Origin of the sequence: Bacillus sp. FSL K6-3154 (genome assembly GCF_040869395.1) — a bacterium.
GTDB classification, from domain to species: domain Bacteria; phylum Bacillota; class Bacilli; order Bacillales; family Bacillaceae; genus Bacillus; species Bacillus safensis.
In genome coordinates this window covers 3,513,880-3,528,571 of sequence record NZ_CP152033.1, presented here as the reverse complement: position 1 = coordinate 3,528,571, position 14,692 = coordinate 3,513,880, and the positions used below count along the sequence as shown (strand labels likewise).

The window sequence follows — 14,692 nt, the reverse complement described above, 5'->3', positions numbered from 1 at the left end:
AAGGGTATCTCAAAAGAGATGCTCTTTTTCTTGCCTAAATGTACAATCCCTTTTGCCCAAAAGTACAATTTCAATCAACTATTTCATTACGTAGAATAAAGAGGTGAATATCATGAATTCGATGAAAAAGGAGTAAGTGAATGGCTAAATTTTTATATAACTTAGGAAACTTTGCTTTTACTAAGCCTAAACGAATGTTAATCGGTTGGTTACTTATTTTAGTAGCTGTAGTTGCAGCAACAATAGGGACAGGCGTTTCATTTAATGGAGATATGTCGATTCCAGGAACAAAATCTGAAAAAGCGATGGATCTCTTGGAAAAGAAGTTCCCAGCAGGTGATGATGAGGGAACGATTCGTCTAATATTTAAAGCACCTAAAGATGAAACTTTGGAAGCAAAGAAAGTGAAACATAAAATTAATGAGACGATAAAAGAAATTAAAAAGGATAAAGCAGTTAAGCAGGTGACCGATTTATATGAGACCTTTACGATAAGTAAAGATAAGAAAATAGGATATGCGGATATTACGTATCGAGTGAAAGCGGACAAGGTAAAGGAATCCTCAAAAGAGAAAGTATTAAATAGCATAAAGATTTCAAAAGATGCGGGCATCCAAACGGAATTAGGCGGCTCCGTGACATTCTCTGAAATTGAAGTAGGTGGCATTTCTGAAATCATAGGGATTATCTTCGCCTTCTTGATTTTAGCCTTTACATTTGCTTCACTTTTGGTCGCAGGATTACCAATATTGACGGCTGTGATTGGGTTAGTAATAGGTGTGATGGTCATTTTAATCACCTCAAACTTTGTAGACATGTCTGCATTTAGTCTCACATTAGCGGTGATGATTGGTCTTGCAGTAGGAATTGATTATGCGCTGTTTATCATTTCAAGATATCGACAGCTGTTAGCAGAAGGCTACAATTTGAATGAGGCTGCTGCTAGAGCTGTGGGTACCGCAGGAAGTGCTGTATTATTTGCGGGCGTCACTGTCATTGTTGCATTATGTGGACTTGTATTAGTTGACATACCGTTTCTAGGTATCATGGGCCTTGTGGGAGCCTTTATGGTACTATCTGTTATGCTTGTTTCCCTCACGATTGTTCCAGCTATACTAGGGCTTCTTGGAGATAAGGTGAGTCCTTCTAGGAAAAATAAGTTATTTTCTAAATTACAGCCAAAAAAAGAGAAAAAAACAATGGGCTGGGGAAGATTTATTCAAAAGCATCCGGGTAAAATAATGCTAGGTGTCATTTTATTGACAGGATTGATAAGCTGGCCAGCACTTCATATGGAGCTTGGTCTTCCGGATAACGGTATGAAAGGCAAAGAAACAACTGAACGTAAAGGATACGATCTTTTAGCAGAAGGTTTTGGCAAGGGGTTTAATGGACCACTTGTTGTCATCATAGATGCCTCTCAAGCAGATAAAACGATGAAGTCCAAGTCCATCGAGAAATCATCAAAATTGTTAGAAAAAATGGATGGTATCAAACAAATCACGCCGGCGATCCCTGATCCATCGGGTGAGTACGCAATGTTAACAATCTTACCTAGAAGTGGTCCGGAGGATAAAGAAACGAAGCAATTAGTGAAAGACATTCGAAATGTATCGAGTGTGACTGACACAAAGTTTCTTGTGACTGGTTCTACTGCCGTGAATATAGATATTTCAGATAGACTCAGTGAAGCATTGCCAAAATTTGCAGGAGTCATTATTGGATTTGCTTTTGTGTTAATGATTCTTGTATTTAGATCATTCCTTGTTCCATTAAAGGCTGTACTAGGGTTTTTAATGACATTAACTGCTACATTAGGTTTTGCTGTCTTTGTTTTACAGGATGGACACCTTGCCCCATTGTTTGGAATACCTGCAGCAGGACCGTTGTTAAACTTTATGCCTGTACTAGTGACAGGAATATTATTTGGTCTTGCAATGGATTATGAAGTATTTTTAGTTAGTAGAATGAGGGAAGAATTCCTTCTATCTCATGATGCAAAGAAATCTGTTATTTCTGGATTACAGCATAGTGGCAGGGTTGTAACTGCAGCAGGCTTAATTATGATTTTCGTTTTCGCAAGCTTTATTTTTGCTCAAGACTTGATTATTAAAACAATGGGATTAACATTGGCATTTGGGGTTTTATTCGATGCATTTGTCATTAGAATGACCTTTATCCCTGCTTGTATGATGCTATTAGGGCGGGCAAATTGGTATTTACCAAAATGGCTCGCACGATTGCTTCCGCATATTGATATTGAAGGAGAGTCAATTGCCCAAAAAGAAAAGAAGATTATATAATGTATTCTTTTTAAAATGTTAAAATCCTAATACCGCCATTGCCTCTTTAAAAGGCGGGCGGTATTTTTCGTGTTATGATGGGGTTTGGAAGGTGAGAGTTTATGGTTAAGAAACGGATAGACCCATTTAATGAAATGATCTATTCCCGAATTCCCACGTTATTATGGGGCGTTCTTGTGTATGCTGCAGCGATGATTTTTCAGTTTTTAACAGCATCTTTATCGCTTTCAAGTTTGTTTTTTTCTGGCCTTATCGCGATCCATCTCATTTTGCACTGGTGGTCATTTTATTGGTTCAAGAAGAAGCCTTGGATTTATTTCTTCATACAAGGAATCGTTATTCTACTTTGTGTTTTAGCTATGCAAGCTGCCTCTCCTGTTATTTTAATTGGTCTTTTACCGTTATTAATTGCTCAAAGCATCGGTGTATACTATCATACATTAAAGATTATTTTGACAGGACTTTGTTTTTATGTGCTTTTTTTTCTAGCTCTTATTTTGGTTAATGATACAGATGATCTGACTGTCTACATTCCGATTTTATTTCTTATCCTTATTGTGGTCGTTGCATACTCTATCTTATTTTTTAGACAAGTAAAGGCTAGAATACGAACTCAAACGTTTCTAAAGGAACTCGAACTCGCACATCAGCAGGTGGAGGAGTTAACCCTTGCTAATGAGCGTCAAAGAATGGCGAGAGATTTACATGATACCCTTGCACAAGGGCTTGCAGGCATTATTATGCAATTGGAAGCTGTTCAAGCACATTTAGAGAATCAAAATACCCAGCGTGCTCAAAGCATTATCAAGGGCTCAATGAGCCAAGCGCGAAAAACATTAGGTGAGGCACGAATGGTGATTGATGATCTTCGGAAGGATCGTCATGATCAATACGATTTAACTGAAACAGTGAAAAATGAAGTAAATCGATTTACGACAGCAACGAATATTCCAATTCGTACAAAGATATCTGTACCTCAGAATATGTCACCTTTTTTTATTGAACATACTGTTTACATGATAAAAGAATGCTTAACGAATGTTTCAAAACATGCCAAAGCAAGCCATGTCGAGTTAGTGATGGTACAACAAGGTGATCACATCCATTTGAAAATAGCAGACAATGGAGTGGGATTTGATGAGAAAAAACGAGAATCCACTTTTGGACATTACGGCATCATTGGTATGTCAGAACGTGTTCGGCTGCTTGGTGGAGAGATCCATTTGAAAAGTAAAAAAAATGAAGGTACACAAGTAATAGTGAACATACCTTTGAAAAAGGAGTAAATACAGTGTCTTATCGAATTGTGATTGTTGATGATCATTATGTTGTGAGAGAAGGATTAAAATTAATTCTTGAAACAGACGAAAGATTTGAAGTAGTTGGAGAAGCAGAAGATGGAGGAAAGGGGATAGATGTCATAAAAGAAAAATCCCCAGACCTTGTATTACTTGACCTCAACATGCCTATGATGAGCGGGCTTGATATGCTTAAAGAAATGCAGACTCTTCAAATAAAAGTTCCCGTACTCATTTTGACTACTTATAATGAAGAAAAATTAATGATCCAAGGGTTACAGCTTGGTGCAAAAGGCTACCTCTTAAAGGATGCCAGCAGAGAAAACTTATTTAATACAATTGAAGCGGCCATCAGAGGAGACATTTTACTTCAATCAAATGTGGCCTCAAAGGTATTTGAATCAACCGTACACAAAGAACCTCAAGAAAAATTGAAAACAGACAACCACTTGCTTACCGAAAAAGAAATGCTCGTTTTGCAAGCAGTAGCTAGAGGGTTTCGGAGTAAGGAAATTGCATTTGATATGGGAATTTCCGAGAGAACTGTAAAAGCACATTTAACAAACATTTATCAAAAACTAAATGTGACATCAAGAGCTGAAGCCATTAAAACATCAATAGAATTAGGGATCATTCATTTTTAGATAATTGAACAAACAGGAGTCAAAGCCATTCTTACAGAAAGCACTTTTGTACAAACCTATGAGCTTGGGAAATAATAAAGAGACTACTTCAGGTAGTCTCTTTTTAAAAAGCATGGAGTTAGACTCTATAAAAGAAAGAAGGTATGTGGGCTTTGGTTGAAGAAGTCTAATAAACAATGAAGTAAGATTATAAACAAAGGAGAAACCTATGCAACATGATCTTCTCAATCAATTATTAAAGATAACAGATGAAGAGGAACTGATTCTACAAAACAGAAAAGAGATAAATAAAGACATTTATACCAATCAGTCTAATTTTATTATAGAAAGTCAAAAATTTCTCAATCAAGAGAGTATGATTACGGTTCGAAAACATACACGCTTTGTGGATTTTCCTAAACATAAACACGACTACATTGAGATTAATTATGTTTACAATGGAGAGTATAACCAAAAAGTAGGGAATCAAAGAATAAAATTGCAACAAGGGGAGCTGTTATTTTTAAACCAGCATATTGAGCATGAAACTCAAGCTTGTGCAGAAGAAGACATTATTATTAATTTTATCATTTTACCTCATTTTTTTGATTTTATCTTTTCGTTTTTAACGACTGAAAACAGAATTAGTAATTTCTTAATTAACAGTTTATATAACAGTACTCAAAATGGACAATTCCTTTACTTTAAAGTTTCAGATGTAGAAAGCATTCAAGAATTAATAAAAAAAATTATTATTGAAATTATGTCTCCTGCTTTTATGTCTGAATCCACCATTAAATTGTATATGGGGCTTTTAATGGTGGAGTTAATTAAACACGCTGATAAGGCCGAACATACAGAAGACAATCCTGTACAACATTATTTAATTGTTGAATCATTAAAGTATATTGATGAACATTTCCAGAGTGCATCACTGAATGAATTAGCCACAAAATTAAGCCAGCCCGCTTATGCTTTAAGTAAAGAGATTAAAAAGGCTACCAACTATACATTTAAAGAATTACTTCAAGAAAAACGTTTAAATAAAGCGAAAGAGTTACTGGAAAGTACAGATATGCCAATTGCCTCTGTTATAGATCAAGTTGGATATGATAATGTAAGTTATTTCTATCGGATTTTTAAAAACAAATATCATCAGACCCCAAAGCAATTCAGAGAACACTTAGCAAAAAGATAAGATGCTGCTAAATGTTCTTTTTTATTTTAAACAATTGCAAATAAGGACAATAAATAAATCATTTTAGACATTATTTTCTCCTTTTAGCTGGCTTAATATAAAGACATAAGCAAACGCTTTCATGCAAAGGGTGATTAAAATGAAGAAATGTTGTTTAGCAGTTGATATTGGTGCTTCTAGTGGAAGATTAATAGCGGGTCATCTTGAAGATGGACTTTTAAATCTAAAAGAAATCCACCGTTTCGAGAATAAAATGGTCCAAAAAAATGGCCAGTTTTGCTGGGAGCTTGATCGATTATTTGAAGAAATAAAAAAGGGAATCCATCAATGTAGTGAAATGGGATTATCTCCAGAAAGTATCGGTATTGATACATGGGCAGTAGACTTTGTTTTACTAGATGAATGGAACAAACCTTTAACAGATTTTGTTGCCTATCGCGATTCGAGAACAGACGGGATGATGGATGAGGTTTTTAAAACATTCATGAAGGAACGTCTGTATCTAGAGACAGGAATTCAATTTCAAAAATTTAATACGATTTATCAACTTTATTCAATCAAACAAAATCATCCGGAGATTTTAGAAAATGCAAAATCTTTTCTAATGGTTCCTGACTATTTTCATTATTTATTAACAGGAAAAAAGGCAAACGAATACACAAATGCCACTTCAACTCAGCTGGTTAATGCTTTCACAAAGAAATGGGATCATGAGATATTAGATCAACTAGGCATGAACAAAGAAATGTTCAAAGATATTCATCCCCCAAAAACAGTGTTGGGTACATTGACTGAAGATTTAATAGAGGAATTCGGCTTTAATATGAAGGTTATTCTCCCAGCCACTCACGATACTGGTTCAGCTGTCATTTCGGTTCCTGAGCAGGAAGAAACAATCTATATTAGTTCAGGAACGTGGTCTTTAGTTGGTGTAGAAAATCATTTTCCAATATGTATTACAAAAGCTTTAGATTACAATTTCACCAATGAGGGCGGCATTGATTATCGCTATAGATTTTTAAAGAATATTATGGGGCTTTGGATGATACAAGAAGTGAAAAGAAATTATAAAAATCAATTTTCTTTTGCAGAGTTGGTCGTCTTAGCTAATCAGGCTCAAACATTTAAATCCATCGTTAATGTAGATGATCCACGGTTTTTAAAGCCAGAAAATATGATTCAAGAGATTCAAAGTTATTGTCAAGAAACAAACCAGCCAATTCCATCTAGACCTGGAGAAGTAGCAAAATGTGTGTTTGACAGTTTAGTATGCAGCTACCAGCAAGCCATTAATCAAATTGAAGAAATTTTTGAAAGAACATTCAATCAAATTAATGTGATCGGAGGGGGTTGCCAAAATGAACTGTTAAATCAACTAATTGCTGACGCAACAAAAAAAGAAGTATACGCTGGTCCAGTTGAAGCAACCGCCATTGGAAATATTGTAGCGCAGTTAATGGCAGTTGGCGAAATTGAAGATATAAAAGAAGCAAGAACAATCATTAAGAACTCTTTTAAGGTTAAAAAATACACACCTTTAACAGTAACGACACCGTAAAAAAGAAAGGAAGAATATCACATGACAATAAGAGAAAATTATGAGATTGCGAAAAAAGAATATGAAAAATGGGGAATCAATGTTGATGAAGTATTGGAACAATTAAAACATGTACCGATTTCCATTCATTGCTGGCAGGGAGATGACATTGCTGGATTTGAAGTAAATAAAGGAGAATTGTCAGGTGGAATTGATGTAACGGGAAATTATCCTGGTAAAGCAACCACACCTCAACAACTAAGAGCAGATTTAGAGAAAGCGTTGTCTTTAATTCCTGGAAAACATCGTGTGAACTTACATGCCATTTATGCGGAAACAAATAGAGAAGTCGTTGAAAGGGATCAATTAGAGCCAAGACACTTTGAAAACTGGGTGAAATGGGCTAAAGATCAAGGTGTAGGCTTAGATTTCAATCCAACATTATTCTCACATGAAAAAGCAGCAGATGGGCTAACGTTGTCTCATCCTGATGAACATATCAGAAATTTTTGGATCAATCATTGTATCGCCAGCCGCAAAATTGGTGAGTATTTTGGTAAAGAATTAGGAACAGCATCCTTAACAAATATTTGGATTCCAGATGGTTATAAAGATATTCCAAGTGATCGACTAACGCCTCGTCAACGGTTAAAAGATTCGTTAGATAAGATTTTTGAAGAGGAGATCAATGAAAACTATAATCTTGATGCCGTTGAAAGTAAGTTATTCGGTATTGGTTCTGAATCTTATGTGGTTGGATCGCATGAATTTTATCTTGGATACGCATTAAAGAATAATAAACTATGTTTATTAGATACAGGACATTTCCATCCGACTGAAATGGTATCAAACAAAATTTCATCTATGCTGCTTTACAGTGACAAGCTTGCCCTTCATGTTTCTCGTCCTGTTCGCTGGGACAGTGATCATGTTGTGACGCTGGATGATGAGTTACGTGAAATTGGTCTCGAAATTGTTCGAAATCAAGCATTGGATAAAGTGATGATTGGCCTTGATTTCTTTGATGCAAGTATTAACCGAGTTGCAGCATGGACAATTGGAACAAGAAACATGATTAAATCGTTACTATATGCAATGTTAGTACCAAATGAACATTTAAAAGAGTTACAGGAAGATGGAAACTTTACAGAAAGATTAGCATTAATAGAGGAATTCAAAACGTATCCTTTCGGTGCAATCTGGGATTACTATTGTGAAAAAATGGGCGTGCCTGTAAAAGAAACATGGCTGGAAGAAGTGAAACAATATGAGCAAGATGTATTAACAAAAAGAAACTCTGTTTTAGCCTAAAAAATCATGAAAGGCTAACTAGTAAATTTACAAAGAGATACAGTCAGGGGAAGGGTCTAATAGATCAATTCCCTTGTTTATATTACAAGGATTCCTTTTTAGATGAATAGGTTACAACTCAATGTTTTTTCCACTCTACGCGTGCTAATTGAAGGGAATCATATTCATCTCACATGGAGAATACACAATAAAAATACTTATGAGAGAAGGGGCCTGCTTTTACTTTTCAGTCATCAGCCGACCAGGTAAATCTAAATATTCGTTAAGAGGAGGTTTTAAAATTGAAAGTGAGCTTATTTATTACATGTTTAATTGATACTTTCCAGCCGAATGTCGGTAAGGCAACAGTTGAGATACTTGAACACCTTGGTTGTGAAGTATCATTTCCTACATCACAAGTATGTTGTGGCCAGCCCGCCTATAATAGTGGCTATGTTGCCGAAGCCAAGCAAGCAGCGAAAAATATGATCCAAACCTTTGAAGATGCAGAGTATATAGTAACTCCCTCTGGTTCTTGTGCAGCAATGTTCCACGAATATCCACATATATTCAAAGGAGATTTTCAATGGGAGGAGCGAGCAAGGCGTCTTGCTGAGAAAACGTATGAACTAACTCAATTTATCGTAGAGGTGTTAAAGGTTACAGATGTAGGGGCACGTTTAAAAGGGAAAGCGACCTATCATACATCTTGTCATATGACACGTTTGCTAGGTGTGAAGGAAGCACCTTTTACGCTGCTTTCTAATGTAAAAGAATTAGAGGTTGAGCACCTTCCCAACGCCCAAAATTGCTGTGGATTTGGTGGAACTTTTTCTGTGAAAATGATGCCAATATCTGAACAAATGGTAGACGAAAAAGTGGAAAGTGTTGAACAGACAGGTGCGGACTATTTAATTAGTGCAGATTGTGGATGTTTAATGAATATTGGAGGACGAATAGAACGTTTAGGAAAATCTGCGCGGGTACTGCATATTGCAGAGGTATTAAATAGCCGTTAATTCAAGGGGGGGGAACACGACATGAGCATGAAAATTAGTGATAAAAAATTTAATGAACGTATTGATAAAGGAATCCAAGATTCTACGATGCGTGAAGCTGTGTCTACAGCTCAAGAACGCCTGTATACACGTCGTTTGGCAGCTAGTGAAGAGCTTGGGAACTGGGAAGAATGGCGTGATTTAGGGGAGCAAATCCGTCAACACACGCTGGAGAATTTAGATTATTACTTAATGCAATTAAGTGAAAATGTTACAAAACGCGGGGGACATGTCTTTTTTGCGAAAACAAAAGAAGACGCCGCTCAATACATAAAGGAAGTTGCAGAAAAAAAACAAGCCAAGAAAGTCGTGAAATCCAAATCAATGGTAACCGAAGAAATCGAAATGAATAAAACTTTAGAAGACATAGGTTGTGAAGTGGTAGAAAGTGACCTTGGCGAATACATTTTGCAAGTTGATGATCATGAACCACCTTCCCACATCGTAGCGCCGGCTCTTCATATGAAAAAAGAACAAATTCGTGATGTATTTCAAGAAAAACTAGGTTATGGAAAGTCGGAAGATCCTTACGAGATGACAAAATTTGTTCGTAAAATCCTGCGCGAAAAATTTCTTGAAGCAGAAATCGGTGTCACCGGTTGCAACTTTGCCGTTGCAAATACAGGATCAATCTGTTTAGTGACCAATGAAGGAAATGCGGATCTTGTAACTGCTATTCCAAAAACGCAAATCGCTGTAATGGGAATGGAACGTCTTGTACCAACAATGGAGGAGCTGGATGTACTCGTTGGATTGCTTTGCAGAAGTGCAGTAGGGCAAAAGCTAACGAGTTACATTACAACAGTAGGGCCTAAATATGAAGAAGAGGCAGATGGTCCAGAAGAATTTCACCTTGTTGTCGTTGATAACGGCCGTTCTGAAATCTTAGGGTCTGAGTTCCAACAAGTATTACAATGCATCCGTTGTGCAGCATGTATTAATGTATGTCCAGTATATCGTCATGTCGGAGGACATTCTTATGGCTCTATCTATCCGGGGCCAATTGGTGCAGTATTAAGTCCACTTTTAGGTGGATATGACGATTATAAAGAACTGCCATATGCATCAACTCTTTGTGCAGCATGTACTGATGCTTGTCCAGTTAAAATTCCGCTACACGAACTACTTTTAAAACATCGTCAAGTAATTGTTGAAAAAGAAGGACGTGCTCCTCTCGGTGAGAAACTAGCGATGAAAATGTTTGGAATGGGAGCATCATCTGCTGCTCTATACAAACTAGGTACAAAAATGGCACCTACAGCTATGAAGCCCATTGTATCAGGTGATCGAGTCTCCAAAGGAATTGGCCCATTAAAAAATTGGACTGAAATTCGAGAATTCCCAGCTCCAAGTAAAGAACGTTTTCGAGACTGGTTTGACAATCATAAAAAAGGTGGTGGAAAATAATGAGAGGAACAGCTCAAAATCAGGAAGTTTTTTTAAATCATGTGGCTAAACAACTGGGACGGGAAAGACGAATAAGTGGTGTTGTACGACCAGAGTGGAAGAATAACGTAAACTGGGATGTAATGAAAGGTTATACAGAAAAGGAGTTAATCGCTACGTTCACAGAGCACTGCAGCAAAATTCATACCACTGTTTTTGAAACAACAAAAGATCACTTAGCTGAAGCTTTAAAGAAAATTGTTGCTGAACATGGCGGGGGGCCCGTAATGACAGCCCAAGATTCACGTTTCAAAGAATATGGCTTAACAGATTTACTTGAAAAAGAATGGCCGGAAGAAAATATAGAGGTACATGTATGGGATTCAAAAAGAGGACGTGAAGCGAATCATTCCCTCGCCGAAAAAGCCAATATTGGTATTACATTCAGTGACTATGCACTTGCCGAGTCAGGAACAATCGTTGTAAAAACTCATGAGGGACAAGGGCGGGCACTTCACTTTTTGCCGACTGTCTATGTCACGATTATCCCGCGTGAAACGATTGTGGCACGTATTACACAGGCTGTTTCTGACCTAAACCAACGTGTGGAAAAGGGAGAAGCTGTTGCTTCTTGTATTCACTTTATTTCGGGACCAAGTAATTCTGCAGATATCGAAATGAATTTGGTCGTGGGTGTGCATGGACCTTTAAAAGCTTTTTATTTCATTGTGTAAGGTTGGTTGATATAAAAAATAGAGTTTCCATTTGGAATCTCTATTTTTTATTGTAGTAAGGAGAGCAGGGGGAGGCAGAAAAATAACCAAGCTTCTCAAAGAAAGCTTGGCTATTTTTTTAAGCGCTGTATCGTTCTTTTTCAATTTCTTTTAATGATTTTCCTCTTGTTTCTGGCGCCATGACTAATCCAATAATTGCAGCAATTACAAGAAACCCAATCATAATAGAACCTGATATTTTAAATCCTAATGTAGAAATCATCGTTGGAATCACAAGTGATATAAGGCCAACGGCTACACGCGCTGTACAAAAAAGGAATCCTTGTGCCTTTGCACGGTATTTTGTATGAAATAACTCACTTGACCAAAGACCATAAAATGCTTGAGCACCAAAACCAGCTGCAATTCCCCATAATATTACAAATATAAGCAGTTCAGTCATGCCCATTCCGCCATACGTAAGAGTAGCCCAAGCAGCAATCCCCATTGCCGCTCCTATGCCATACAATACACGTCTGTTCACTTTATCACCTAGTTTAATAAAGACAAAGTACGTTCCTAAAACGGTCAAAATCCATAAAAACGCTTGTAATAAATTTGCTTGTGATGATGAAAGCCCTCCAACGGTCTGATAAATATACGGCATGAAGTATCCCATTACACCAGCTACTAAGTTCCAAAAGCAATAGATCCCTAGTAATAAAATAATGGCATGACGGTTTGCTTTGATTGTGAATAATTCTTTGACTGGACTTTTTAATTTTTCACCATTTGCTTTTTGATTCTCTTCTTTTTGTTTTTCTTCTTCCCATATTTTTGATTCACTAATTTGTTGTTGCATAATCCAAGTAATTAAAGCGATTACAAATAATTGACCAAAAATAATTCGGCTTCCTAAAAGACCTAATGGGGCCAAGGCGACAGAGAGGAGTAACGAAATAGCTGGACCAACCGACCACGCTAACTGTCCCCATCCTACACGAGATGCACGTTCATTTTCAGGCGCTTCTTCTGCTATATACGTCCAAGCAGCTGGAATGGCAGCTCCTACGGCTACTCCAGTAATAATGTATCCAGCTAACAACATGGGGAAGTTAAAAGACAACATCGTTAATAAGACACCAAACATATAGACCAATAAATCGTATTTATAAATTAACTTTCGCCCATATTTATCAACCAGAACGCCTCCTATGAGGGCTCCTGCAGCTGAAGCAAATCCATTAGCACTCAGCGCTCCTAATAATCCCAGTTTAAAATCATTTAAATTTAAATATTCCATCCAGAGTGTCAGGCCGCCAGCAGCAGCTACGATGGATGCTGCCTCCAAATAATTTGACATTGCTACAGTAATAGTAGACTTTAATCCGCCTTTTGCATTACCAGCCATATTTAAATCCCCTCTCAAGTACCTTCAAACGATACATCCGTTTGAATGCCTGTATTTTTGCTGTCTTTGTTTTCCTAAAAAATTATGCTAAGTAAAACAATTCATTTAAATCTACAGAGCGCGGACTGTTATCTGAATTTGTCTCCATGATAGGTGCCATGTAATCCCACCATTTTTTACAAATATCACTTTTAGCCATCTGGTTCCATCTATCTTCATTTTCGATTTCCAAATAAGCAAACAATTGACCACTTTCTTTTTCTAAGAAAATAGAATAGTTATGAGCTCCATGCTGTTTTAATGCCTCAACCATTTCCGGCCATATTTCATCATGTCGACGTTTGTATTCATCAAATTGATCCTTGTGTACAAACATAATACTGGCTTTTCTTATCATCTCTCTCGCTCCTTGTACTGTAGAATAAATGAAAAAATAAAGAAAGCGTTTGCAAAAAAAGCAATTTAATCTTCACAATAAAGGGATTTTTTCCCCTGATTTCTGCAAAATCTTTATTTTTCTTTGTTTATATGGTCATATTATTATAAAAACAAAAATAAAACAACATTTTTTTATTATTGGTTTTTGTTAATGTTGATTACGAGAGGGGTTCATCATAAATAAGGCAAGATAAAATTGTGGATATAGAAAAAGACAAACCTATATAGGTTTGTCTTGAACACGTATATACACAGAAAAGGAGAGACCTTAATCTTCTATTTGGATTTGACTATGAAGGAGATTCACTCATCAAGGCTACAGAAGTAACATTAATATTTTTATCACGTAAAATGGCATGTGCATCATTGCTTAGTTTATCGTCAACAATAATGCGGCTAATATCACTTAATGAAGAGATATGAGAAAATTCACGGTATCCAAACTTACTAGAGTCGACCATTAAAATGGTCTCATGTGACCGTTCAATCATTTTTCTTTTTAAGAGAGCCTGCCACTCATTTGAATCACTTAAGCCGCTATTTAAGTCAATACCCTTACAGGATAAGAACCCTTTATTCACATGATAATTTTCCAGTGAGCGCTCTGCTAGAGGTCCTACGTAGGACAACGATTTAGGAAGGAGGAGACCTCCTGTTGAGATCACCTGAATTTTTTCTTTCTTACTTAATTCTATGGCCACCTTAATGGAGTTGGTGATAACAGTCAAAGGAATATTCGGAAGGATTTTTGACATGTACCATGCAGTGGTACTTGCGTCAAGGATAATACGGTCACCTTCTTCAACTTGCTTCACAGCTTCACGTGCAATCACTTTCTTTTCTAATACATTCGTAATTTCCCGCTCTGAAAAATCAACTTCTGATTCTTTTTCCTCAATACTAACTGCTCCGCCGTGGCTTCGCCGCAACTTATTTTCTTTCTCTAATTTTTCAAGATCCCGGCGAATCGTTTCATCTGTCACAGAAAAAATTTCGCTTAATTCTGAAACACGAATGCTGGATCGTAAATTAACTAAATCTACTATTTTTTGATGCCTTTCAGCTAATAACATGTGTAACTTCCTTTCGCTTTTAAATATGAATAAAAGAAAAACAGCATAAAATTGCCTATAAGGTTGTTGTTTTGTTTTTATTTTTGTTTGTTTTCATCATAACATACTTATAACTTCAAAAAAATGATCTTAAACAGCAGCAAGGTTTAGTATTTAACGCGAATGAAACAGCATTGTATCAATCATATAATAACCACTTATATCACAATCAAAACAAACATAAACAAAGATAAAATGTTTGTTTATGTTGACTTAATGTGTTTCTCAAAGTAATATGAGGATGTAAACGCTTTTGTATTAATTTATCAAAAGAATAATTTTTATTTAGAAAGATATATATCAATGAAAACAAGGGAGAAGATGG

Annotated in this window: 12 protein-coding genes; 9 read left to right on the top strand and 3 right to left on the bottom strand. The window is 36.4% G+C overall.

What is annotated here, in order from left to right; genetic code table 11:
* The first annotated feature begins 140 nt into the window (after positions 1–140).
* The 9 genes from MHH61_RS18190 to MHH61_RS18150 all read left to right on the top strand — a co-directional run bounded on the left by MHH61_RS18190 (position 141) and on the right by MHH61_RS18150 (position 11,427).
* Positions 141–2,303, top strand: coding sequence for an MMPL family transporter (locus MHH61_RS18190; RefSeq protein ID WP_024425160.1), 2,163 nt, complete (start codon positions 141–143; stop codon positions 2,301–2,303).
* A 101-nt stretch (positions 2,304–2,404) separates the two neighbouring features.
* Positions 2,405–3,589 (top strand): sensor histidine kinase, encoded by a 1,185-nt coding sequence (locus MHH61_RS18185; RefSeq protein WP_125587384.1) that lies wholly within the window; start codon positions 2,405–2,407, stop codon positions 3,587–3,589.
* Positions 3,590–3,594: 5 nt separating this feature from the next.
* On the top strand, positions 3,595–4,245 hold the full coding sequence (locus MHH61_RS18180) for a response regulator transcription factor (protein ID WP_034621996.1): 651 nt from the start codon (positions 3,595–3,597) through the stop codon (positions 4,243–4,245).
* Between the two features lie 208 nt (positions 4,246–4,453).
* Positions 4,454–5,422 carry an AraC family transcriptional regulator gene (locus MHH61_RS18175; protein ID WP_125587383.1) on the top strand — a complete coding sequence of 323 codons (969 nt, stop codon included), beginning with the start codon at positions 4,454–4,456 and terminating at the stop codon, positions 5,420–5,422.
* 139 nt (positions 5,423–5,561) lie between these two features.
* On the top strand, positions 5,562–6,980 hold the full coding sequence (rhaB, locus tag MHH61_RS18170; protein ID WP_125587382.1) for a rhamnulokinase: 1,419 nt from the start codon (positions 5,562–5,564) through the stop codon (positions 6,978–6,980).
* A gap of 21 nt (positions 6,981–7,001) precedes the next feature.
* On the top strand, positions 7,002–8,270 hold the full coding sequence (gene rhaA / locus MHH61_RS18165; protein WP_125587381.1) for an L-rhamnose isomerase: 1,269 nt from the start codon (positions 7,002–7,004) through the stop codon (positions 8,268–8,270).
* Between the two features lie 281 nt (positions 8,271–8,551).
* A complete protein-coding gene (locus MHH61_RS18160; RefSeq protein WP_111927442.1) occupies positions 8,552–9,268 on the top strand; it encodes a (Fe-S)-binding protein in 717 nt (238 codons plus the stop codon).
* 21 nt (positions 9,269–9,289) lie between these two features.
* Entirely contained in the window at positions 9,290–10,714 is a 1,425-nt protein-coding gene (locus MHH61_RS18155) for a LutB/LldF family L-lactate oxidation iron-sulfur protein (RefSeq protein WP_125587380.1), read from the top strand.
* A complete protein-coding gene (locus MHH61_RS18150; RefSeq protein WP_044335346.1) occupies positions 10,714–11,427 on the top strand; it encodes a lactate utilization protein C in 714 nt (237 codons plus the stop codon). Before MHH61_RS18155 ends, MHH61_RS18150 begins: the two co-directional genes overlap by 1 nt.
* 118 nt (positions 11,428–11,545) lie before the next feature.
* Here MHH61_RS18150 and MHH61_RS18145 read toward each other — a convergent pair whose 3' ends face one another.
* From MHH61_RS18145 to MHH61_RS18135, 3 genes are all read right to left on the bottom strand, one after another.
* Positions 11,546–12,817: an MFS transporter gene (locus tag MHH61_RS18145; RefSeq protein ID WP_125587379.1), complete on the bottom strand. Its 1,272-nt coding sequence runs from the start codon at positions 12,815–12,817 to the stop codon at positions 11,546–11,548.
* Between the two features lie 82 nt (positions 12,818–12,899).
* Positions 12,900–13,214 (bottom strand): L-rhamnose mutarotase, encoded by a 315-nt coding sequence (gene rhaM, locus MHH61_RS18140; protein WP_056766886.1) that lies wholly within the window; start codon positions 13,212–13,214, stop codon positions 12,900–12,902.
* 331 nt (positions 13,215–13,545) lie between these two features.
* Positions 13,546–14,328 carry a DeoR/GlpR family DNA-binding transcription regulator gene (locus MHH61_RS18135; protein WP_125587378.1) on the bottom strand — a complete coding sequence of 261 codons (783 nt, stop codon included), beginning with the start codon at positions 14,326–14,328 and terminating at the stop codon, positions 13,546–13,548.
* Between the last annotated feature and the right edge of the window lie 364 nt (positions 14,329–14,692).

Excerpts from the sequence above, each read along its gene's own strand:
- MHH61_RS18190 (WP_024425160.1), top strand. The coding sequence starts at position 141 with ATGGCTAAATTTTTATATAACTTAGGAAACTTTGCTTTTACTAAGCCT.
- MHH61_RS18185 (WP_125587384.1), top strand. The coding sequence starts at position 2,405 with ATGGTTAAGAAACGGATAGACCCATTTAATGAAATGATCTATTCCCGA.
- MHH61_RS18175 (WP_125587383.1), top strand. The coding sequence starts at position 4,454 with ATGCAACATGATCTTCTCAATCAATTATTAAAGATAACAGATGAAGAG.
- rhaB (WP_125587382.1), top strand. The coding sequence starts at position 5,562 with ATGAAGAAATGTTGTTTAGCAGTTGATATTGGTGCTTCTAGTGGAAGA.
- rhaA (WP_125587381.1), top strand. The coding sequence starts at position 7,002 with ATGACAATAAGAGAAAATTATGAGATTGCGAAAAAAGAATATGAAAAA.
- MHH61_RS18155 (WP_125587380.1), top strand. The coding sequence starts at position 9,290 with ATGAGCATGAAAATTAGTGATAAAAAATTTAATGAACGTATTGATAAA.
- MHH61_RS18150 (WP_044335346.1), top strand. The coding sequence starts at position 10,714 with ATGAGAGGAACAGCTCAAAATCAGGAAGTTTTTTTAAATCATGTGGCT.
- MHH61_RS18145 (WP_125587379.1), bottom strand. The coding sequence starts at position 12,817 with ATGGCTGGTAATGCAAAAGGCGGATTAAAGTCTACTATTACTGTAGCA.
- rhaM (WP_056766886.1), bottom strand. The coding sequence starts at position 13,214 with ATGATAAGAAAAGCCAGTATTATGTTTGTACACAAGGATCAATTTGAT.
- MHH61_RS18135 (WP_125587378.1), bottom strand. The coding sequence starts at position 14,328 with ATGTTATTAGCTGAAAGGCATCAAAAAATAGTAGATTTAGTTAATTTA.